Raw genomic sequence first — 21,382 nt, 5'->3', positions numbered from 1 at the left:
CGTGCTCGTCTAGAAGTATATCCACCTCGCAGTGTAAGTTCGGTTGCGCATCAGCACGAATGCGTCACTGCGCTGGTCGTCTTCGTGGAAGATCGCGTACCATCCCTCAGCACACCACTCTATTCTCGCGTAGTAATATCTGTCGCCGATCTCGATTTCAATCGGGTCTCCGCAATGCAAGTCATGTTCATCTTGTTCATCTGCAAAGTACCATCGGTCCCGCAGTGAACTGAATCGTAGATTTCCCGTCATGAGCCGCTCACCTCCATCCATGCCCGCTCCACATGACTGTTATCAACGACGCTGTGTCCCAACGTTGCAGCGTCGATCAGCGCGCCACGACACAGTGTGTTAATCAACCGGGGATTACCTTGGCTGGTTCTCGCAATCAACTTCACGGCATCAGCTGAGAAAATCGTTCTCTCCTGACCCACGCTCGCCAGCTGCTTCGAGACATAGTCCTGCACTTCAGCCTCGGTCAACGTCCCCATGTGGTAGCGAATTTGGATTCTCCCGGATAGTGAAGTCAGGATTCGGAGTTTCATCTTCTCCCGCAATTCTGTTTGTCCCACCAGCCAGAGGGAAATCGGCGAGAATGAATCAGCCCGAAAATTGTTGAGGAACCGAAATTCGGCCAGCATCTGCGGGTCGAGTTCATGTGCTTCATCGACGATAATCACGACTTGTTGGCCTTTTTGGTAGCTTTCTTCGAGCACCTGGTGAACGAGCGCCTGGTTATCTACCTGTCGAAACCTGGGCTGGATCTGCAGACGCTCGAGAATCACGCGGTATAGTGTTTTGGGCGTAAGTCCGGCGTTGGCGATATACATGAACTTGTATTGGCTCTCATCCATTCGCTTCATCACAGCGCGTACGGCCGTTGTCTTCCCGGTCCCGGTGTCCCCGGTTACAAGTGCCATGTGGCGGTGTTCCGTCGCGTAGATGAGCCTTGCAGAGAGCTCGCTGTGACCGTGAAACGCCACCAAGCGTTCGACCGGGATGTCACGGTCAAAAGGCTCCTGAGCGAAGCCAAAGAACTCAGTCATCATGAGATTCACCATCTTTCAGGGCACGAGCAAACGAGGTTCGCCCAAGCGACTGTTGCCTCTGCTTTTCGTGGGCTGCGGTAATCGTTTCGAGAAAGGAAATCCCTGGTTCGGTTGGTAGCTCTGAAGGTGGGGAATCGGCTTGCGTTACACGTTTGTCTGTGTGTCGGCGCATCTTCAGCGGGACGGCATTCGCGTAGTGCTTGCCCTCCAGCCATACCTGAATACGAGTGAGGTCGAAGGGGTTGTAGCGCAACGTCACGGTTCGCCCAACGAGGATGGACTCAACCTCGTACGTGTTTCCCTGCACTGAAATGCAGGCTGTCTTGTCCACCTTTGCCTTGTAGGTCCATTGAAATGCGTCTTCGAGCACATGCGGGTCCACCAACCGCAACGGACCGTGCGTGGTCAGTACGGCTGCAGGCCGTTTTTTCAACGTGCTGTGGGTTCTCTGGTGATACATTTTCTCCAGCCAGGCACGGAAGTAGCGATTGAGGTCGTCGAGATTCTGGATGGTACTGTTCTTCACACACAACTCGGCTTCCGGGCGGAAAGAGCGCTCTACGTAGCCGAAGTATCGTTCCAATTTCCCGCGCCCTTGGGGGAGAAATGGCCGGGAGTGACGAATCTCAAACCCGAGTCTGGCAGCCACCTCGCTCAACTGTTTTGACTGGTAAATCTTTGCATTGTCGCAGTAGAAGATTTTCGGCGTTCCATGCGTAGTAATCGCTTTTTTCAACGCATCCTCAAGCACCGGCAGATTCTCTCGAAAATAAAACGCGGCGTAGCAGATATAACGACTCTTATCGTCAAGTACAGCAACCAATCTGGCTACCCGCATCTGGCCCCCAGAGTTGGGGTCTGGGACGCGCAAGGAATCACAGACGTCACATTGCCAAATTTCGTGAACTTCATTGGCGGTATACCGCTGCCAGGTACGTTGCTTGCGCACTGCCTTTGTACGCTCCACCTTGGCTCTGCGCAAATGCGCGGACAGTGTGCTGCGCCGAATAAATCCTTCTGGAACGAGTCCTTCAGTCTCCAGCATCACAATGAGTTGCTCCACTGTGCGCAAGGGTTGTTCCTTACGCAAGGCCACAGCTCGTTCAATCACATGAGGGGGCAACACCCGCGGTCGGCGGTCGTCTGCCCGAAGTTGGGGAAGCAGCCCATCTACCCCTTCCTTTCGGTAGCCTGCCAAATATCGCTCTAGCGTGCGTTCCGAGAATCTTCTTTTCTCTCCGTTTGGCATCTCATGTTCCTGACTAGCCAGTTCCTCCAGCATCGCTTTTTGAGCACCACTCTCGGTTTGCCGCAATATCGGGGCAATAAGACCATAGCGGAACAGAGCGATTTGGCGTCGCGAATCATCTTGCATGTCCAGCTTCTCCTTCCCATACGAGATAGCCTCATTCTGGGGGCGGGTCCCATCCGCTCGGAAGATGGTTTTCTGTGGGATAAGCAGCGTTGTTACGGTGGAAGGGCTGGGGAGAGGCCATACGACACCCGCTTCACCGACAACGATGGGGCAAACAGGCAGACGACTTCACGCCTGAGATTCCAGAAGTCACTGCCGCCAGCCACGTCAAGCAGCACAAGCCGGTCATAATAGGTGCACAATACCGAGTCTCTGACGTTGTGGCGTAATGGAGGCAGTGGTACATCTGGCCGATGAAACTGGACAATCCGGGAGACCAAGGCGATGACTTTGGTCACCTGCCCCTGAATCCGAGTAAACCAGTTGCGGGCACATGACTCGGATAAGCAGACGCCGCATTCGGCCAATTTGGCTAGGGCAGCGTCTACCGTCAGTGTACCTGCCAAAAGGCTCACAAGAAGATCCTGGACCATGATTGTATACCGCTGGAAAGGTGCGACAAAGGATGGCAGGATTGCAAATGTCCGTTTGCAACTTGGGCACTGCCGCCGTTGTTGTAGGAAATCATGGCGCATCTCGCCTAAATCGAATGGACGACGACGGTAGTATCCGTGGACGTACGTATACGAATGTGAACAGTAAATACAAGGCACGTCGCGCGGTAGCAGCTTCTGTACAGCGAGGGCGTATTCTTCCGGGCTTACCGGATTGACAGATTTGCATTCTATGGATACGCTAGGCATACAGCGAGAGCCATTCGGCCTCGAATTAGGGAACGAAAGTAACTGGCCACCAACCGAGTACACTTACGTTACCCTGCGCAGATGGGAACGCCACCTGGGCCTACTGGGCACAGAGGGCGTTTCTGCATTTCTCGACAATATCCTGCCAAAGTCCCCGACAGCGTATCAAAGAAAATCCACCGACAATGACGTCAAATAATCCGAGCATGAACACACGGAGAGACACTCCCATTTACTTATCTCGGAGAAGTGGATTACGTGTCCAGCCACGGAGATCAGCCCATGAATATCACTTGGCGACTTCATCAACCAATTCCGGACGATTTGTACATTGACTTTATTCGCTAAGGCCCCGTGTTAGAATCTCAACCGTTGGGACATCCGCCGGAGCCCAAGCCAACGACCTAAGTTGCTTGAGCGGCATCCAAGCCAGCTTCTCATGCTCCTTGGCTATGGGTTTTCCGTGGATAATTCTTGCGTAGTAAGTCGACAAATTAACAATGATGTTTGGATATTCATGTGTTACTTCAGTCACGAGATCTGCAACTTCTATGTTACAACCTAACTCTTCAGTGATTTCGCGTATAAGGGCTTCCTGTGGCGTTTCCTCTACCTCGATTTTTCCGCCAGGAAACTCCCATAACCCAGGGAGAGACATGGATTGAGAGCGCAGCGCACAAAGGACTTCCTGTTTGTCATTTACGATGATCGCGGCGACAACCCTGATACTTTTCATCGTTACCCTCCTTCGGTCACCCCGTGCACTGACAAGAGGGCCGGACACGTGGTGACCATCTCCGTCAACGCAGATCAACGCTGCCTACGCACGGCGTTGAAACCGGGCAAGTCAGCAAAAAGGGTTTCCCATTATTGAGTCCTACGCCTCGACAATGGAAACCCCTCACGCAAGAACATGTTCGGCGCATCCGGAGAGGCTCGCCCCCGCAAGACGCGGGTTAGGAAGCGTTCTTTACGAACACACACGCTCACGCAGCGTCACACGTACGTTACACACAGTCTCATTTTCGCTCTTTTTTGGTCCCTTTTGCACTCGATGACCTTCTGGTGAACATCAAGCCACAGAAATTACACCGCCTATTGCAACCTTAACATTTTCCGCCGCATAAGTGGCAAGCCAGCTCGGCAATTTTGCGCTGCGGTTTACTCTGTTTTACTCTGTACTTTTGACTTGCGGAATTATGGTGATAATAACCAATCTTTTTTCGAACGAGAGCTGTGTTGTTCAAGGTTACGTATTTCGCCTTCGCCTTGAGAAGTGCGTTCGAGGCGAAAGAGTACGAAGGTGAAGGCTGCACTCAAAGAATCCGCCTGACTTAAGGTATCCTAATTTCTCAAATGTATAATTTTGAGCAGTTTAAGGCAACACTTGTTCATTGTCAACGCCGGGTTACATTTGGTTCTTTCGCAGTCTTGGTGATCAATGTGGCAGTTCCGTGGTCACGAACGACAAATTTCGCAGCTGTCGGGTGATAGGTGTTAACCGTGGTAAAGGACCCGTGCTCGAAGAAGCTCGAATCCATCTCTTCCATACATCTGCCTTTTGAGCGTCTTTCAGCGGTTGATTCGTTAGAACTTGATGAAGTCCTGTTTTCTCTCTTAGCCATTGCCAGATATTAAGTCAAAATATCTAAGCATTCTTTTTTCATGAACTTCTGCAAAATCATTGACAAATCTTCACACTGCCGATATCCTTTCCATGAGGAAACGTTTCCACAAAAAAATACTTTTTATCATCAACGAATAAACGGAGGCGATTTATTCATGAATGGAATCGATTCCACTAACCCTGGACCGGTGAAGATTACTAGGATTGAGACAGATGTGCTGCGTGTACCTCTCGAGACGGATTACAAGGGAAGTTACTATCACATGACTCACCGTGCCACCATTTTCACGCGAATCTACACAGATCAGGGTGTTGTCGGCGAGATTTACACAGGCGACGAGGACGACGGAAATGCCGAAATCCAGAAAATCATTCACGACGAGATCGCCCCGAAACTAATCGGTGAAGACGCCCTTGCAATCGAGCGAATCTGGGAGCTCACCCGCCCCGTCACCTTCAATATCCTGCGAGACAGACGGCTGGGACTGGTCGCACAGGCATGCATCGACGAGGCCCTGTGGGACATATTCGGCAAAGTCGCTGGGCAGCCTTTGTGGCGATTGTGGGGCGGCTACACGAACACCCGCCCCATCATTTGCACGGGGGGCTACTACGGAACTGGCGTGAGCATCGAGGAGGAACTGACACGCATTTACGACATGGGTTACCGCGGGATGAAGTTCAAAGTTGGCGGAAAGAGCCCGGAGGAAGACGCAGCTCGTTTCATTGAAGCCCGTAAGGCAGCCGGGCCTGACTTTATTCTGATCGCGGACGCGAACCAAGGCTGGGACGTGGACGAAGCCACTAAATTTGCGAAACTGGTCGAGGAGTACGACCTGTACTACTTCGAGGAACCGTGCAATTGGGCGAACGACCACCGATACATGCGGGATGTCCGCTACAAGTCGGGTGCGCGAGTATGCGCGGGCCAAAGCGAGTTGTCGGCCGCGGGTTGTCGGGACTTAATGGAGCACGGTGCCATCGACTTTTGCAATTTCGACGGGTCCTGGTCCGGCGGCCCAACCGAATGGCGGCGGGTCGCAGCCATTGCAACCGCCTATGGGGTACAGATGGCACATCACGAAGAGGCACAAATCTCGGCTCACCTGCTCAGCTCCATTCCGCACGGGACATTCGTAGACACTTTCGTTCCGGAGCGCGATCCGATTTGGTGGAACATCATTACGAATCGTCCAGAGATTCAGGACGGCCGCATATCGGTCGGTGAGGCACCTGGATACGGGTGGGAGTACGACGACAAGTACATCGACAAATACTCTGTGTCACACGTGGAGACGACATCCGCTCTCTGATGCTGACTGAAAGGAACTGATACAACGTTGCTGTGGGATGGCGGGGTGACTGCCCGCCTCGTCTTCCGCCGTCCGTGAAAGCGTTCACAGGAAGGAGTGATGGTGGTGAACGGAAAGCTGCTGCGCGTACTGTCTGCGAGCGTCGTCGGAAGCATCCTGGAATGGTACGACTACGTGGTGTATGGCACGGCGTCCGCACTTGTGTTTAACACGCTGTTCTTTCCAAAACTTGGAGGTGTCATAGGGACTCTGCTGTCTCTTGCAACCTTCGCAATTGGCTTTCTTGTACGGCCAATTGGCGGTGTAATCTTTGGTGCCCTGGGAGACAAAATCGGCCGCAAGAGAGTGCTTACGCTGACCATTGTCATCATGGGCTCTGCAACCACACTGATTGGTCTGATGCCGACGTACCGGTCGATTGGCTACTGGGCGCCAATATTGTTGGTCGCCTTACGGATTGTTCAAGGGATTGGTTCCGGATCAGAGTACGCTGGTGCGGTTATCCTGATGGCAGAGAACTCGAAGGTGTCGAACCGCGGCTTCATGTCCTCGCTATCCTATGTCGGCGTATCCATCGGGTTGATGATCTCATCTGGTATCTACGGACTCTTTCGGACCTTGCCAAACGCAGCATTCATGTCGTGGGGCTGGCGAATGCCCTTTCTGTTGAGTGCAGTGGTCGTAGTCTTTGGGCTCATCATCCGGCTGCGCCTTGAGGAGACACCGGTGTTTGCCGAGGCAGCTGAACACCACCGACTAGTCCGCAATCCCGTTCGGACAGCGTTCCGCACATCACCAAAGCACATCATTCTTGCCTGGATGGTGGCAACGCAGGACAACTCCTTCACGTATCTGTTTCAAACCTTCCTGACCGCGTACGTGACTACGCAGCTGCATCTGCCGGAATCAGTGATGCTGACGACACTCACGGTCATGGGATTCGTACAACTCATCGCCATCCCGGCGTTCGGAGCGCTATCAGACAAGATTGGCAGGCGGCCACTATTGATTGGCGGGGCCCTGCTGTCTGCACTTTTCGGCTTTCCCCTATTCTGGCTGCTCAACACGCGAGACCCGCTTATTATCGGGCTCTCAGTCATTTTCGCGTCCGGTATTTTCCGCGGTGCCATCGTTGCGGTACAGGCATCCTGGTACTGTGAACTATTCGACTCGCGGATCCGCTATACTGGCTTCGCGGTGGGCAGAGAGTGGCCCTCCATCTTCGGCGGGCTGGTTCCCGTGTTCGCCAGCGCAGTGCTCATTTGGACACGCGGGCATACGTGGGCCATCTCACTGCTGATTGTGGTTTTCTCCATGTTGACCGTGGTTGCAGGCATCATTGGACCAGAGAACTCCAAGCTCGAGCTCGACCAAATTTCGAATAGTCAGTGTAGACGCGCGGGAGCAACCACTGACGGAGATGTCGTTTCGGTGTAATTGAAAAGGCAGATGGCGGGGCGCGATGTGATGGTAAAAGGGTGAGGCGGTGATGTTGGATCCCATCCATCTTCCCAGTCCGGAGGGTGGATGGGTTTCTAGCGTCTGGCGGGTGAGGGCGGCCCACAAGACCCCCGGATCTCCAACCAGGTGGGGAGGATGGTCTGGCGCGCTCCCATAGATCGAGCGCGTATCAGCTCCATCAAGAGGTTGGCCGCCTCCGTACCAAAATCCTGCAAGTTACGGTTGACGATCGTAATCGGTGGCGCAAGCAACTGCGTCAGTGGCACGTCATCGTAGGAAATGATAGAGATATCTTCCGGGTACGCGATGTTGGCAGATCGAATAGCCATGAGCGCCCCGACAAACGCCTGATTGCTGCCGATGATCACGGCAGAAGGACGGTTAGACAGCGAGAGGAGCTGCGACATCGCTTGATGACCCTGAGCAGCACCGAGCTCTACCTCGTGCAGGTATTCATCGCGCACCGCGAGCCCATGGTCCGCCAGCCGCGTTAGAATGGCATGCTTCCGCATGCGACCAGGGAATGTTTTCGCCGAACCGAGGATGAGGGCAATGTCCCTGTGCCCCAGCTTCACAAGGTGGTCAACCGCCTCCACGCTGCCTCGGGCATGGTCGTTCGTGACCACGTTAGTCTCTGGAGACGCCGTCTGACGGTCGAGCAGAACGACTGGAACTGGCAGTTTTCGTAGAAACGAGGAAATGCTAGCCCTTGTATCGTCAATCAGGGACGCGATGATGCCGCTGATTCCCTGACGAACGAACGACTGAAACAGCTGTGTTTCCTCCGTAGAATTGCCGTTCGTGATGCCAAGCTCTAAGTGATAGCCTTTGTCCATCAACACCCGATGCGCAGCCTGAACAATCTCTGCGAACAACGGGTTAGAAATATCACTGACAATCATCCCGACGGTGGGCAGCCGATTCGTTCGCAGACCACGAGCGATCTCGTGTGGTCTGAAGTCGAGCGCCTTCATCGCTTCGAGCACGCGACGCTTCGTGTCTTCGTGCACTGGACCACTCTGGTTAATAACACGTGAAACGGTGGTCGTGCCGACGCCTGCAAGCTGCGCAACGTCCTTAATAGTCGGCATGCGATGGAACTTCTCATCTTCCTTGGACAACCTGGTCACCCACTTCAAACAGCTCTTCCCAAATAGTTTACCAGAAAGTAGCTGTCCATAGACATGCGGACGATGGCACTGTCTAACAAGAGGCTCAAATCAATCGAAACGGAGATCCGTTGTAGTCACACATAGTCATGTGTTTATCAAAAAATGAGGGCATTTACGCATGGTCGGGCGGCAACGGACAGATCTACCTGAGTCGTCCGAACTTCCGTTCTGCGGACAATCTACGCGAGAACATCCGGCAAGACATCGAGGACGGATTCTTCGCGAAGGAAACGAAGGATCCGGCGTCCATCTTTACGCATGAATTCGGGCATCAGGTTTAATATTGGTTCGAATCCCTAGCCGAGAAAAAGATGGCCTTTGAACCGTATGTGACTCCGCGCGGGTTCGGTCTTGTCGGAAAAACCCTAGACCAGATCCTCAAGAGAGACATCATGGGGAATCCGGTCAGCGGATACGCGACGGCAAACGAGTCGGAGGCGTTCGCCGAAGCGTTCCGGCTGTACGAATGGGTGCAGGTGCGCGGTGGGAAGGACGTTCAGCATCCCGCTGTCCGTGCAATGCAATTCCTTCTAGAGTCGATAACACCGGGGCGGTTGTACATGAACGGCCAATATCGACCCATCAGCATGGCTCCGCCCGACATCAAGGCGCAGATCGTGGAGCGCGCGAAGGAGTGGACGTGACGTGCTGAGAATGGGTCCGCCATGTCTCGGATGCACCCATTGGCATGGAAGCAAAGGAAATTGGGTGTGGACGTGCGACGCCTATCCCGCCGGCATCCCGGAGGAAATCCGATATTGGGAAGTTGACCACAGGAAGCCGTACAAAGGCGACAATGGAGTCTTGTATGAGCCGAGGGATCAACCCCACAAAAAACGCGCGGATCGAATTTGGGATGCGTTAGACCGCAAATAACGACTCGCTTGCCGGAAGCGTCGGCCATGTTGGCTGGCGCTTTTCTTATGCCCAAGTTTCGATCCCTCTAAGGCAGGCTATCAACGGATGCACCGTGAAAAACTACATGAACGCCGCAGAGGTTTCGATCCCTCTAAGGCAGGCTATCAACACAGACGGGCAAGAGCGCAGGAACGTAGCCACAGGGCGTTTCGATCCCTCTAAGGCAGGCTATCAACTCACAGCTGGAGGCCCAGAATTCGAAGGAGGACCGGAGTTTCGATCCCTCTAAGGCAGGCTATCAACTTGCGCCAGTCTGGCTCGGTGAAAGTGATGTACTGGTTTCGATCCCTCTAAGGCAGGCTATCAACTGAGTTCGTCATGGGTAAGCCGAAGTCGTCAGGAGAGTTTCGATCCCTCTAAGGCAGGCTATCAACCCATCCGGGTTCTTCGCATCATGCACATCCCAGGTAGTTTCGATCCCTCTAAGGCAGGCTATCAACGAACTTGTCGCGCCGAGTGAAATGATTCTGGCGGAACTGTTTCGATCCCTCTAAGGCAGGCTATCAACCTTATGGCAGTAGGCGCATTCTTTGAGTTCGGTCAGTTTCGATCCCTCTAAGGCAGGCTATCAACCCGATTGCGGCCGGTTTCGACACGCCAAGGGCCCTTGGTTTCGATCCCTCTAAGGCAGGCTATCAACACAAATGGCTGGCGTTCCTGACAGAGAAAGCGACAGTTTCGATCCCTCTAAGGCAGGCTATCAACCCAGTCACGCCCTCCACGGGCACTGATGGGGTGCTGAGTTTCGATCCCTCTAAGGCAGGCTATCAACGGAGGTATGTGTGATGCCTGCAGTCATAGAGGTGGAGTTTCGATCCCTCTAAGGCAGGCTATCAACGTAGGCCCGCAAACTTGGTCCCATATCCTCGCGTAAGTTTCGATCCCTCTAAGGCAGGCTATCAACCTTTTGCAGGAGTTCGATGTCTGTTTCTTCCGGCGGTTGTTTCGATCCCTCTAAGGCAGGCTATCAACGTTTGCCATACATCACCGCCGATGGCCTTGCAGATGAGTTTCGATCCCTCTAAGGCAGGCTATCAACTCAGAGGCAATGTCCAGATCACGACCACCACCCTCTTAAGCCCCGAAATCGGATTGGACAGACTCCCTGCTGGATAGCATACTGGAACAGCAGTCCAGCGGTAATATGTCAAGTCCCTGAGCCTTGAAAATTGGAAATTGAGTTGGAGTGAAATTGCCTTGAGTCAGGGAAAGAGACAGCATCAAAGAAACCCAGTTTGGCTGGAATTCTCAAACTGGAAAGATTACCGAATGCTGTTAAGGTGGTGGGTTATCGGCTAGTTGTATTCACCTTCCTTCTTGGCGTGTAAATTTGGTCGTTACGTAGCAGCGCATCGACCAGGCGCACGAGCTTTCTTGCGGTGAAGACGAGGGCTCTTTTGTGTTGGTGCTTGGGTACCTCAGCGAATTTCTTCTGGTAGTAATCCCGGAATTCCGGCTCATATCGTTTTACCGAGTTGGCGGCTTCAACAAGGTAATAGCGGAGGAACCGGTTACCCGATTTGATTCGCTTGGTATCTTCGGCTTCAAATTTGCCGGACTGGTGTTTTTGCCACGTGAGACCTGCATACTTCGCGACAGCGGCTTGGTCCTTAAATCGGGAAATGTCACCGATTTCGGCTAGAATGCCGGCGCAGTAGACGCGGCCAATGCCGGGAATGGTCTCGAGCGTGTTGGGAATACCGTCCAGCAGCCATACGATGGCTTCGTCAATCTGTTTGATCTGCTGCTTGATGGCACGTATAGACTCGATGGACGTCGCGAGCAGGATGTCGATCGTATCCTCTACACACTTGGAGAGGCGGTATGAGGAACGGGCGGCCTTCTGAATGCACTTGGCGACCTTCTCTGGGTCCGGGAAACGGTTCCTGCCTTTCTCTTTCAGGTGATCCGCGAGATCCGCCAGTTCCATGGATCCAATCTCGTCGAGGCTATACTGCTCCAGCAGCAATTCCGTGATGGCGTGGCCGAAGACATCGCTTTCGACTTCGCTGGTGAAGGCGCTGCATTTGAAGAACAGGTGTTGCAGGAAGTACTGCTTTTCACGCGTCAGATTGTGCACAAGATGAAATCGCATGCGTGTAAGACGCTGTAAGGCAATGTACTGTTCTTGTAACACCACAGTCATCGGCAGCCGCCCGAACCGAAGCCGGTCAGCGATGATCCAGGCATCCACGTAATCGGTCTTGTCCAGGTCCGAGTAGGCTTCTCTGAACTTGCTGATGAGCTTGGGATTAATGGTAAACACCTTGGTGCCGCGTTCTTGCAACGAGCTATCTTCGTGCAAGAACATGGCGGGATGCCAACTGTACACGGATGTGGATTCAAGCCCGATGTGAATTTCCTTGGGTGTCTCCTTATCCGCTAGAGACAGAAGCTTGTCCCGAAGATAGGTAGCGCCATCGTAGTTATTCGGGACCGTAAAGGCATCCAGTGTGTCACCATCAATGTTCATGGCACAGACCTTTAAATCTGCAGAACTCACGTCGATACCGACAAATAACTTCAAGGGTTATCCCTCCCTTCTGATTGGGGATTCAGGGAAATTGGACTCTTCGGGACGCCCCCAGCGCGCTCGCAGACCCATCACCCTCGCATATCGGAACTTCCTTCGGTCCATGAGCCGCCTCGAAAGCTGCCACATTCGAGCATGGGTTGCCAAAGGGAACAGCCAACGGGTTCGAAGTCCAAGCGAGTGCTGGGGAAACAGACTGCTTACGTAGTCGAGCTACAGGAGGAAGACGAATTTCCCCAAATGACCCTAAGGTCATTGTCCGGGAACATCACGAAGAGTCCAAGACCCCAAGTTGATGATTTGATTAAGTTTTCAAGGAACCGTATTGTCTCGGGGACCCCGACTTCCGCTCCTCGCCCTTCGGGCTGTGGTGCGGGTTCGGCTACACCCTCCAACTGCTCCAATTATTTAGCTGGAAATTCTTCAATCAGAGGACTCTAAACACACTATACGAGGAGGATGAAATATGGAACGACGGAATTTTTCAGTGCAGTTTAAGCAGCAAATCGTTCGTGAGTGCTCTGAAACGGGAAACGTGTCTTTGGTGGCCAGGAAGCATGACCTGAATGCGAATATGGTTCGCCGCTGGATTAAGCAGGTGAATGGCAGCGCAATGTCGAGCCCCAAGACCAGGGGTAAGGTTACACATGCAACTGCTGAGGAACTGCAGGCTCTGCAAGCAGAACAGCAGCAATTGATTGCAGAAAATGAGCGGATGAAAAAGACAATGGGCGAACAGGCCCTTGAAATTTCCATCCTCCGTGACCTGTTAAAAAAAGCCAACCCTCACTTGCGGATAAAGTAGCGATTGCGCACAAGTGGATCACAGCCGGGTATCCAGTCACCATCGTGCTGCGCATCGTGGGGGTCTCTCGGTCCACTTATTATTATCAACAGACACACGAACCGAAGCCGAAAACGTCTTCCGGAGGGCGTCCTGCGACCCAATACACCTATACGAAGAATGGGCAAAAGATAAGCGACGAGCAGGTTAAGGAATGGCTTATGAACGCCATTGAGGGGGATGGTTTTGGATACGGGTATCTGAAGTTGACGCACTGGCTAAGGCGGGAGCACAACCTGGTTATCAACAGGAAGAAGGTATATCGCCTGTGTAAGGAACTCGGGGTTCTAAAGCCCCAACGGAAGATCAAGTCGAAGCATCCACGAAAGCTCGCCAGAAATCGTGAAGTCACAGAACCTAACCAACTTTGGGAGGTGGATATCAAGTATGGATACGTCCACGGTGAGGACCGGTTCTTCTTCGTGCTCTCTTACATCGACGTGTTCGACAGGGAGATTGTGGATTATCACATCGGACTGCGGTGTGAAGCGACAGATGCTGTGGATACGTTAAAACGGGCTCTGTGGAAAAGGCGCCTATTTGGCGGAACTCAGCAGTTACCCACAATCCGGTCCGACAACGGTCCACAGTTTGTCAGCATGGTCTTTGAATCGACATGTGAGCAACTGGAGGTGGAGCACGAAAGAATTCCGCCAAGGACGCCGAATATGAACGCACATATCGAATCTTTCCATAGGATCCTGGAAGATGACTGTCTGTCCAGGCACGAGTTTGCGAGTTATGCACAGGCATACCAAGCGGTAGTCGAGTTCATGGAGTATTACAATGGGCGTCGGATGCATTCGAGTCTGAATTTTCTATCACCATCCGAGTTCCACAAGGCACATGTTGAAACAGGTATCATGCCCAAGTCAAATGTGAAAGTCTAAGATAACGCTAGAAAACGGGAGCTATGTCCAGACTAAGGGTGTCAATCCGCACCGACTTGCGGTTTCGATCCCTCTAAGGCAGGCTATCAACGTAACGCCATTCCTTTTGGATAGGCCGTACGATCTAGTTTCGATCCCTCTAAGGCAGGCTATCAACACCGGGCGTGCGAATTATATTATCTGGCGATGTCAAGGTTTCGATCCCTCTAAGGCAGGCTATCAACCGACACCGCGTGTTCAAAGTAGTCGAGCTTGCTCAAGTTTCGATCCCTCTAAGGCAGGCTATCAACAAGGTTCGCTCGACTGACTCCGGACGACATCAGAGAGTTTCGATCCCTCTAAGGCAGGCTATCAACGAGGCTACCGTTTCCGATAGGAAAGTTGGCACTTGTGTTTCGATCCCTCTAAGGCAGGCTATCAACCGATTGTGAAGCCTGTCGTTCGATCTCTTCTGGAGTGTTTCGATCCCTCTAAGGCAGGCTATCAACCTTTGGTGAGGCCCCCACAAGCGTGAGGGCCTTTCTGGTTTCGATCCCTCTAAGGCAGGCTATCAACCAGCTCTTCCTCGCCGCCAACATCTTCTGCTGGAAGATGTTTCGATCCCTCTAAGGCAGGCTATCAACGGGTCTGCAGGAGTTTCGCTGGAACGACGTATCCGAGTTTCGATCCCTCTAAGGCAGGCTATCAACGGGCCTACGGGGCGCACATTTTTCGTTTTATTTTCGTTTCGATCCCTCTAAGGCAGGCTATCAACTATGAAGCGTTTAACCGCATCATGCGAGCCTGTGAGCGGTTTCGATCCCTCTAAGGCAGGCTATCAACGTAGGTCATCCTTCATCCTCCTCGCATTCGCACTCGTGTTTCGATCCCTCTAAGGCAGGCTATCAACTGAACGCGAAACGTGCGCCGAACTGGTCACGAATGAGGTTTCGATCCCTCTAAGGCAGGCTATCAACTTGGAGTGCCAATGAGACCGGCACGCCGCAACTCCGGTTTCGATCCCTCTAAGGCAGGCTATCAACGTTGCTATTTCCTCTGACGATGCGAGCGATGACTATGTTTCGATCCCTCTAAGGCAGGCTATCAACGACCGTATGGAGAATATATAGTCATGGACAAACATAGTTTCGATCCCTCTAAGGCAGGCTATCAACGTTGGACGTGTTCTGAAGGACGACGATTTTGTTATTCTGTTTCGATCCCTCTAAGGCAGGCTATCAACTGAGACGGCTTTGAGTGCCAAGAAGCGAAGATTCCTGTGTTTCGATCCCTCTAAGGCAGGCTATCAACGAGTTATACACGATGATGCCAGGGTCAGGCTTGACACGTTTCGATCCCTCTAAGGCAGGCTATCAACGTATCAGGGCCATCCATCCGGATGGCCGAAGTCCTCGGTTTCGATCCCTCTAAGGCAGGCTATCAACGGAGGATTAGGGCCGCAGCACGCCCATCCTGCGGCCCTGTTTCGATCCCTCTAAGGCAGGCTATCAACGACTCATCTGCCCAATCGACATCTCTCCACCTCAGACCGTTTCGATCCCTCTAAGGCAGGCTATCAACGTTGCGGCAGAAGGAGGGGATCGCGTGAGCGTAGCGGAGGTTTCGATCCCTCTAAGGCAGGCTATCAACTCGCCTGCCGAATTTGAAGATGCAGTGGCCTTCGAGTTTCGATCCCTCTAAGGCAGGCTATCAACGTCGACACCAAAGTTCATGCGAGGACGGTATTTCTGAGTTTCGATCCCTCTAAGGCAGGCTATCAACGTTCGGTCGAGCGCGTATACCTTTGCGCGAACTGCGGGTTTCGATCCCTCTAAGGCAGGCTATCAACGTGGTGGGCGTCAGCGCGAACCGCGGCGAAGCCGGAGTTTCGATCCCTCTAAGGCAGGCTATCAACGGCAACCACATGCCCGCGCTCCGCATCCATGACCACGAGTTTCGATCCCTCTAAGGCAGGCTATCAACTACAAATGGCGAGCCATACGTGGTGTTTGCCGACATGTTTCGATCCCTCTAAGGCAGGCTATCAACAATGACGACCCAGCCGCCAAATGTCGCCGCGCCGAGGTTTCGATCCCTCTAAGGCAGGCTATCAACCTATCAGTCGCTTCCGCCCATCGTTGCAGCAACTGAACTGGTTTCGATCCCTCTAAGGCAGGCTATCAACCCAGGCTTCCAGCCGTAAAGGATTGGTTCATGACGCGTTTCGATCCCTCTAAGGCAGGCTATCAACCGATGCGATAGGCTTCATTTCGACACCTCCGATCCCTGTTTCGATCCCTCTAAGGCAGGCTATCAACGATAACGTCGGCTCTGGATTAGGCAGCGGTGCGCCGGTTTCGATCCCTCTAAGGCAGGCTATCAACTGGTCAACGTCGACAGCTTTGCCGAACGGATGAATGGTTTCGATCCCTCTAAGGCAGGCTATCAACGAAGTACAGTGCTTCCCATACAACAGCGTTGACGATGTTTCGATCCCTCTAAGGCAGGCTATCAACGGGCGGCCGCCGTGGGGACTGCAGCGGGAGATCTGGTTTCGATCCCTCTAAGGCAGGCTATCAACGTACGTCATCGCCATGATGTGCATGCGGCGGTGGCAGTTTCGATCCCTCTAAGGCAGGCTATCAACTGTCCTGCCTGAGGGGATCGGCGGCCGGAAGGCGTGTTTCGATCCCTCTAAGGCAGGCTATCAACGCAGCGTTGAGGGTGCCGGTGTTGATGTAGGACGCGTGTTTCGATCCCTCTAAGGCAGGCTATCAACTGACATACGCTGTGTGTGCTTCGGCCTCGGATTTCTGTTTCGATCCCTCTAAGGCAGGCTATCAACAGAACGGGATCATCAGCGCCGACGAATGGCGTGAGTTTCGATCCCTCTAAGGCAGGCTATCAACACTTTCGTGCATCCTGCGCTTTTCGGTAGGCTTGCGAGTTTCGATCCCTCTAAGGCAGGCTATCAACTCATGCCGCCACGCCATGGTAAGTCGGAAGTGATCTCGTTTCGATCCCTCTAAGGCAGGCTATCAACTCTACTCCGACACGATGAAAGGCACACCGGGAATCTTTGTTTCGATCCCTCTAAGGCAGGCTATCAACTGACGACCCGTTCAAGAACTGGCAGGACGCAGCCAGGTTTCGATCCCTCTAAGGCAGGCTATCAACTGCCTGTTCATACAGTTCAGATAGCTCATCTGGAACAAGTTTCGATCCCTCTAAGGCAGGCTATCAACGGGATCAGTACAGCACATCAGCCCCTCTGACGGACATGTTTCGATCCCTCTAAGGCAGGCTATCAACCGGCTTCCCACAGATCGAGCCATTCGGGGTCCTCATGTTTCGATCCCTCTAAGGCAGGCTATCAACGACGGTTACAGCGGCACGAATATGGAGCGACCAGCCTGTTTCGATCCCTCTAAGGCAGGCTATCAACCCTGACGGGTGCCGACGAAAAGGCCGCACTGCAGGCGTTTCGATCCCTCTAAGGCAGGCTATCAACGTACAGGTCTGATTCCTTCTCCACCATCACGGGCGGAAAGTTTCGATCCCTCTAAGGCAGGCTATCAACCAGGATTTTACAAACTAACGGAGGGATTGAAAATGGTTTCGATCCCTCTAAGGCAGGCTATCAACAAAGCCACAGAAGAAAATCAGGTTCTGTGGGAGCGAGTTTCGATCCCTCTAAGGCAGGCTATCAACCCATGTTTGCGCGTGATTCATGGTATGGATTATATGGTTTCGATCCCTCTAAGGCAGGCTATCAACTCATATATGCCATTTTCGCGCTTTCTTCGTCAAAAGTTTCGATCCCTCTAAGGCAGGCTATCAACTTTTGTTTCAACATTTGTAACGCTTCACTATCTGGGTTTCGATCCCTCTAAGGCAGGCTATCAACGCGGACGAATAGACACCATAACGTAAATCCATTACTTGTTTCGATCCCTCTAAGGCAGGCTATCAACGCGCCCGTTGTTCGTCATTGAAAAAGTCCATATGATCTGGTTTCGATCCCTCTAAGGCAGGCTATCAACGTCACGCCATTTTTGCGCTTGCTGAAGCGTTGAATGAGTTTCGATCCCTCTAAGGCAGGCTATCAACTTTGACAGGGATTCATGGACTATTGATTTTTGAATGTTTCGATCCCTCTAAGGCAGGCTATCAACGATGAAGTATACGTAAAAGTGTCGGCGCGACGATACAGTTTCGATCCCTCTAAGGCAGGCTATCAACATGGCGACAATGACGCGCAATACGCCAACATGCGATGTTTCGATCCCTCTAAGGCAGGCTATCAACGTATTTGGTGTCATTGTACACCATTGGAGACACGATGTTTCGATCCCTCTAAGGCAGGCTATCAACTGTAGCCAGCCTTGCTGTCCACGCCCCAAATATAGCGGGTTTCGATCCCTCTAAGGCAGGCTATCAACAGACGCTGTATCTCCGCTTCTGCGGCGTCAAGTTCGTGTTTCGATCCCTCTAAGGCAGGCTATCAACTATTCCGCTCCGCTTGGCTGTCGAATGTGATGCCGTTGTTTCGATCCCTCTAAGGCAGGCTATCAACGTTACCTTGAAATCCGTTCCTGAAGGCCACAACTCCGTTTCGATCCCTCTAAGGCAGGCTATCAACTTTGCGAAGCCGTTGGACTTATCTGGCCGACGCAGGAGTTTCGATCCCTCTAAGGCAGGCTATCAACTGAGAATGGAAAGTCCACTACAGGCGGTCGCAAGACAGTTTCGATCCCTCTAAGGCAGGCTATCAACCTGGAACGCTGGCAACGGCGATTACCGACGGAGCCACCGGTTTCGATCCCTCTAAGGCAGGCTATCAACGTGATGCCTTCGTTATACACACCATTTTCGTCGTAGTTTCGATCCCTCTAAGGCAGGCTATCAACTGAGGATTCCTCTGGAGATGTGATCGGTCGTTTCGACGGTTTCGATCCCTCTAAGGCAGGCTATCAACGCAGATAGAAAGCTCAATCACCCTCGCGTAGACTTGTTTCGATCCCTCTAAGGCAGGCTATCAACGGGGCTCATGATGATTGAGGGTCACGAGGACCAGTTGGAGTTTCGATCCCTCTAAGGCAGGCTATCAACACGACCCGTTCAAGAACTGGCAGGACGCAGCCAGGTTTCGATCCCTCTAAGGCAGGCTATCAACTAACGCCTGCAGGGGTCGTCTGCCTTGGCCGATTCTGGTTTCGATCCCTCTAAGGCAGGCTATCAACGAAGGTGTCGACCCGCACAATGCGTCTCTATACACGTTTCGATCCCTCTAAGGCAGGCTATCAACACACCGCACACCGCCGGAGGGATACCCAACCGAACGCGAGTTTCGATCCCTCTAAGGCAGGCTATCAACTTGTTGAGGCAGGACGCACGCAGGGACTCATTGCGGAGTTTCGATCCCTCTAAGGCAGGCTATCAACACTACTTCGTCGACTATGCGACGACGGGCGGCGCGAAGTTTCGATCCCTCTAAGGCAGGCTATCAACGTGACTGGAAGACTATGACCGGGCCTGTTGCCGTGGTTTCGATCCCTCTAAGGCAGGCTATCAACGCCAAGAGTGCGACAGCGCGGCGAATTTCGTAGTCGAGTTTCGATCCCTCTAAGGCAGGCTATCAACTCAAGGGTGGTACGACAACTAGCAGGACTGTGATTGTCGTTTCGATCCCTCTAAGGCAGGCTATCAACAACGGCGTCGGCCCATGTGCACGCTTTATGCTGTCGAAGTTTCGATCCCTCTAAGGCAGGCTATCAACGCGGGGCGGGGTATGGTTGCCCTTGATGATGGAAGAGTTTCGATCCCTCTAAGGCAGGCTATCAACTCGTGCATCATTACGCCGTTCATTGCGGATGGGATAGTTTCGATCCCTCTAAGGCAGGCTATCAACTACGAGAATACAGCTAGTGTGGAAGGCGCTCACGGGGTTTCGATCCCTCTAAGGCAGGCTATCAACCCACTTCCACCGCATCAACACGCCAATTTCAACTGCATTGTCCAGTCCATCACCATCTTATCAGTCAGCTAGCAAATTGGTAAACACCAGCGCTGTAATTGGCAAATCGGTGTGTAGGGGCCTGTCGTCGATCCCCCGGCATTTTGGCGAGACCCATGACCGACGACATGTTGGACCGACCAGGGCCCGCATTAGTCAGGCTCACAGGAACCGATCTTCCCCTCCCTTTTGTATGCCAATGCTCTCACGACTCGTATACCGCGTCGTACGGAAAGTGTAGAAGAGGACTGAGTCGTGATCGGGTGAAATAATTTCAGCAAGCTCTCGCTTCAGAGCTGCAAAGTCAGCCTTGGAAATCTCTCCTTCAAGTACGGAGTTTTGCACCCAATAGAGATATCTCCGACACGTCTTTAAGACCTTGGCAACACGCTTGACGTGAACGTCGTACATGACAATGACAAACATTGCGCCGCCTCCGTTACCAACGTGCCGCAAACGGGACATATACCTTTTCTTCCAGAAGGTGCTTTTCCAGTTTGTACAGCTCCATGCGGATCAATCTGCGATAAGACACAGATCTACCGAGTTCGCGCACTTGTATCGTTTGTTGAAGCCGTTCGTCCCATTGCTTGACGAATGCACCTCTACCAGCATCATTGAGAAAGATGCCTTCGGATGCCTTCACGAAATGCGACGCCTTCAGCATGCCTTTGTCAATCATCGAAAAAATGATTCTGTCGACCAAAATCGGTTTAAAGATCTCGGCGACATCTAAGTTGAGTGTAAAACGCCGAAAATTCGTCGCATGAAGATAACCAATCCTCGGATCCAAATGTGTTTTGTAGATTTCGCTGAGGACCGTCGTGTAAAGCATCGAATTTCCAAAACTGATGAGCGCGTTGAGGGGACTTTTCGGCGGACGTTTTGTTCTCCCTTCGAACCGAAAGTACGCGTTGGATAATATCGAATTGAACGCCTGGTAGTAAGCCTCCCGAATGTTTCCCTCGATAGCCATCAATTGATTCACATCATCATACGACGATACTGAGGGTATCAAGGATTCAATCTTGTCCAGCGGATTTTCGACATCCCTCCCCCGCCCTTGGTAGTACTTTAATACTCGACGCAAATTTTGTGCAGCTCCTTGAACAAAACGCTGTGCAATCGCCACGCGACGGCTCGTATCCAAGTAGTGCTCAGCCTGCCGAAGAATCATATCACCCGACACAATTCGCTCCCTAGGATACATCGTACCGGAATAATACCCGTAATGGTTGAAATAGTGCACAAGCGCCTGTTGCTGGGACAAGAAATCGAGTACCTTGGAGTTGAACGTAACCTCTCCAAAAAGAAAGATCTCCCGTACCGTCGTGATCGGAATAAACTTCTTGCCTTCTGTCGTTTCGAAGAACAGGGTGTTATCCTTTCGTTTCAATTCTCCGTTTGAAAAAATGTAAAGACTTTTCTCTACCATGGTCTTGCCTCCCGGCGTCACGCCATC

At 52.5% G+C, this 21,382-nt stretch carries 13 protein-coding genes, 1 pseudogene and 2 CRISPR repeat arrays; of the genes and pseudogenes, 4 read left to right on the top strand and 10 right to left on the bottom strand.

Going from position 1 to position 21,382, the window contains the following annotated elements; translation table 11 throughout:
* Nucleotides 1-9: 9 nt before the first annotated feature.
* From JI721_RS06480 to JI721_RS06460, 6 genes and pseudogenes are all read right to left on the bottom strand, one after another.
* Nucleotides 10-252: a DUF5348 domain-containing protein gene (locus tag JI721_RS06480; RefSeq protein ID WP_274454939.1), complete on the bottom strand. Its 243-nt coding sequence runs from the start codon at nucleotides 250-252 to the stop codon at nucleotides 10-12.
* Nucleotides 249-1,049 (bottom strand): ExeA family protein, encoded by an 801-nt coding sequence (locus JI721_RS06475; RefSeq protein WP_274454938.1) that lies wholly within the window; start codon nucleotides 1,047-1,049, stop codon nucleotides 249-251. The genes JI721_RS06480 and JI721_RS06475 overlap by 4 nt, the downstream gene beginning before the upstream one ends.
* Nucleotides 1,039-2,424, bottom strand: coding sequence for a DDE-type integrase/transposase/recombinase (locus tag JI721_RS06470; protein ID WP_274454937.1), 1,386 nt, complete (start codon nucleotides 2,422-2,424; stop codon nucleotides 1,039-1,041). The genes JI721_RS06475 and JI721_RS06470 overlap by 11 nt, the downstream gene beginning before the upstream one ends.
* A gap of 92 nt (nucleotides 2,425-2,516) precedes the next feature.
* Nucleotides 2,517-2,897 carry a hypothetical protein gene (locus JI721_RS06465; protein ID WP_274454936.1) on the bottom strand — a complete coding sequence of 127 codons (381 nt, stop codon included), beginning with the start codon at nucleotides 2,895-2,897 and terminating at the stop codon, nucleotides 2,517-2,519.
* A gap of 51 nt (nucleotides 2,898-2,948) precedes the next feature.
* Nucleotides 2,949-3,167 (bottom strand): annotated as a pseudogene (locus tag JI721_RS17225) (hypothetical protein); the annotation flags it as partial.
* A 337-nt stretch (nucleotides 3,168-3,504) separates the two neighbouring features.
* A complete protein-coding gene (locus JI721_RS06460; protein WP_274457234.1) occupies nucleotides 3,505-3,903 on the bottom strand; it encodes a (deoxy)nucleoside triphosphate pyrophosphohydrolase in 399 nt (132 codons plus the stop codon).
* 1,046 nt (nucleotides 3,904-4,949) lie between these two features.
* On the opposite strand from JI721_RS06460, the gene JI721_RS06455 reads away from it, so the two are divergent.
* Both JI721_RS06455 and JI721_RS06450 read left to right on the top strand, forming a co-directional pair.
* Nucleotides 4,950-6,107 carry a mandelate racemase/muconate lactonizing enzyme family protein gene (locus JI721_RS06455; RefSeq protein WP_274457233.1) on the top strand — a complete coding sequence of 386 codons (1,158 nt, stop codon included), beginning with the start codon at nucleotides 4,950-4,952 and terminating at the stop codon, nucleotides 6,105-6,107.
* Nucleotides 6,108-6,212: 105 nt separating this feature from the next.
* Complete coding sequence (locus JI721_RS06450) at nucleotides 6,213-7,544, top strand: MFS transporter (protein WP_274457232.1); 1,332 nt, start codon at nucleotides 6,213-6,215, stop codon at nucleotides 7,542-7,544.
* Nucleotides 7,545-7,642: 98 nt separating this feature from the next.
* On the opposite strand, the gene JI721_RS06445 is transcribed toward JI721_RS06450, so the two are convergent.
* Entirely contained in the window at nucleotides 7,643-8,659 is a 1,017-nt protein-coding gene (locus JI721_RS06445) for a LacI family DNA-binding transcriptional regulator (RefSeq protein ID WP_274457231.1), read from the bottom strand.
* A 473-nt stretch (nucleotides 8,660-9,132) separates the two neighbouring features.
* Between JI721_RS06445 and JI721_RS06440 the strand changes: the two genes are divergently transcribed.
* Nucleotides 9,133-9,384, top strand: coding sequence for a hypothetical protein (locus JI721_RS06440; protein WP_274457230.1), 252 nt, complete (start codon nucleotides 9,133-9,135; stop codon nucleotides 9,382-9,384).
* Nucleotides 9,385-9,671: 287 nt separating this feature from the next.
* A CRISPR array of direct repeats spans nucleotides 9,672-10,697; the repeat unit is 30 nt; unit sequence GTTTCGATCCCTCTAAGGCAGGCTATCAAC.
* Between the two features lie 249 nt (nucleotides 10,698-10,946).
* On the opposite strand, the gene JI721_RS06435 is transcribed toward JI721_RS06440, so the two are convergent.
* Nucleotides 10,947-12,185, bottom strand: a complete 1,239-nt coding sequence (locus tag JI721_RS06435; protein WP_274457229.1) for an IS110 family RNA-guided transposase — start codon at nucleotides 12,183-12,185, stop codon at nucleotides 10,947-10,949.
* Nucleotides 12,186-12,657: 472 nt separating this feature from the next.
* Here JI721_RS06435 and JI721_RS06430 point away from each other — a divergent pair.
* Nucleotides 12,658-13,925 (top strand): IS3 family transposase gene (locus JI721_RS06430; protein ID WP_274455578.1). Its coding sequence is split into 2 segments (ribosomal slippage): nucleotides 12,658-12,979 and nucleotides 12,979-13,925, totalling 1,269 coding nucleotides; the frame shifts between segments, so codons are not numbered across the junction.
* Between the two features lie 61 nt (nucleotides 13,926-13,986).
* A CRISPR array of direct repeats spans nucleotides 13,987-19,881; the repeat unit is 30 nt; unit sequence GTTTCGATCCCTCTAAGGCAGGCTATCAAC.
* Between the two features lie 201 nt (nucleotides 19,882-20,082).
* On the opposite strand, the gene cas2 is transcribed toward JI721_RS06430, so the two are convergent.
* Both cas2 and cas1b read right to left on the bottom strand, forming a co-directional pair.
* Nucleotides 20,083-20,346: a CRISPR-associated endonuclease Cas2 gene (gene cas2 / locus JI721_RS06425; RefSeq protein ID WP_274457228.1), complete on the bottom strand. Its 264-nt coding sequence runs from the start codon at nucleotides 20,344-20,346 to the stop codon at nucleotides 20,083-20,085.
* A gap of 13 nt (nucleotides 20,347-20,359) precedes the next feature.
* Nucleotides 20,360-21,355: a type I-B CRISPR-associated endonuclease Cas1b gene (cas1b, locus tag JI721_RS06420; protein WP_274457227.1), complete on the bottom strand. Its 996-nt coding sequence runs from the start codon at nucleotides 21,353-21,355 to the stop codon at nucleotides 20,360-20,362.
* Nucleotides 21,356-21,382: the final 27 nt, after the last annotated feature.

This window comes from Alicyclobacillus cycloheptanicus, assembly GCF_028751525.1.
GTDB classification, from domain to species: domain Bacteria; phylum Bacillota; class Bacilli; order Alicyclobacillales; family Alicyclobacillaceae; genus Alicyclobacillus_L; species Alicyclobacillus_L cycloheptanicus.
Note: the sequence above shows the minus strand (reverse complement) of the source record. Positions and strands in the feature narration are given on the sequence as shown.

Coding starts and splice junctions, on each gene's coding strand:
- JI721_RS06480 (WP_274454939.1), bottom strand. CDS start 252: ATGACGGGAAATCTACGATTCAGTTCACTGCGGGACCGATGGTACTTT.
- JI721_RS06475 (WP_274454938.1), bottom strand. CDS start 1,049: ATGATGACTGAGTTCTTTGGCTTCGCTCAGGAGCCTTTTGACCGTGAC.
- JI721_RS06470 (WP_274454937.1), bottom strand. CDS start 2,424: ATGCAAGATGATTCGCGACGCCAAATCGCTCTGTTCCGCTATGGTCTT.
- JI721_RS06465 (WP_274454936.1), bottom strand. CDS start 2,897: ATGGTCCAGGATCTTCTTGTGAGCCTTTTGGCAGGTACACTGACGGTA.
- JI721_RS06460 (WP_274457234.1), bottom strand. CDS start 3,903: ATGAAAAGTATCAGGGTTGTCGCCGCGATCATCGTAAATGACAAACAG.
- JI721_RS06455 (WP_274457233.1), top strand. CDS start 4,950: ATGAATGGAATCGATTCCACTAACCCTGGACCGGTGAAGATTACTAGG.
- JI721_RS06445 (WP_274457231.1), bottom strand. CDS start 8,659: ATGCCGACTATTAAGGACGTTGCGCAGCTTGCAGGCGTCGGCACGACC.
- JI721_RS06440 (WP_274457230.1), top strand. CDS start 9,133: ATGGGGAATCCGGTCAGCGGATACGCGACGGCAAACGAGTCGGAGGCG.
- cas2 (WP_274457228.1), bottom strand. CDS start 20,346: ATGTTTGTCATTGTCATGTACGACGTTCACGTCAAGCGTGTTGCCAAG.
- cas1b (WP_274457227.1), bottom strand. CDS start 21,355: ATGGTAGAGAAAAGTCTTTACATTTTTTCAAACGGAGAATTGAAACGA.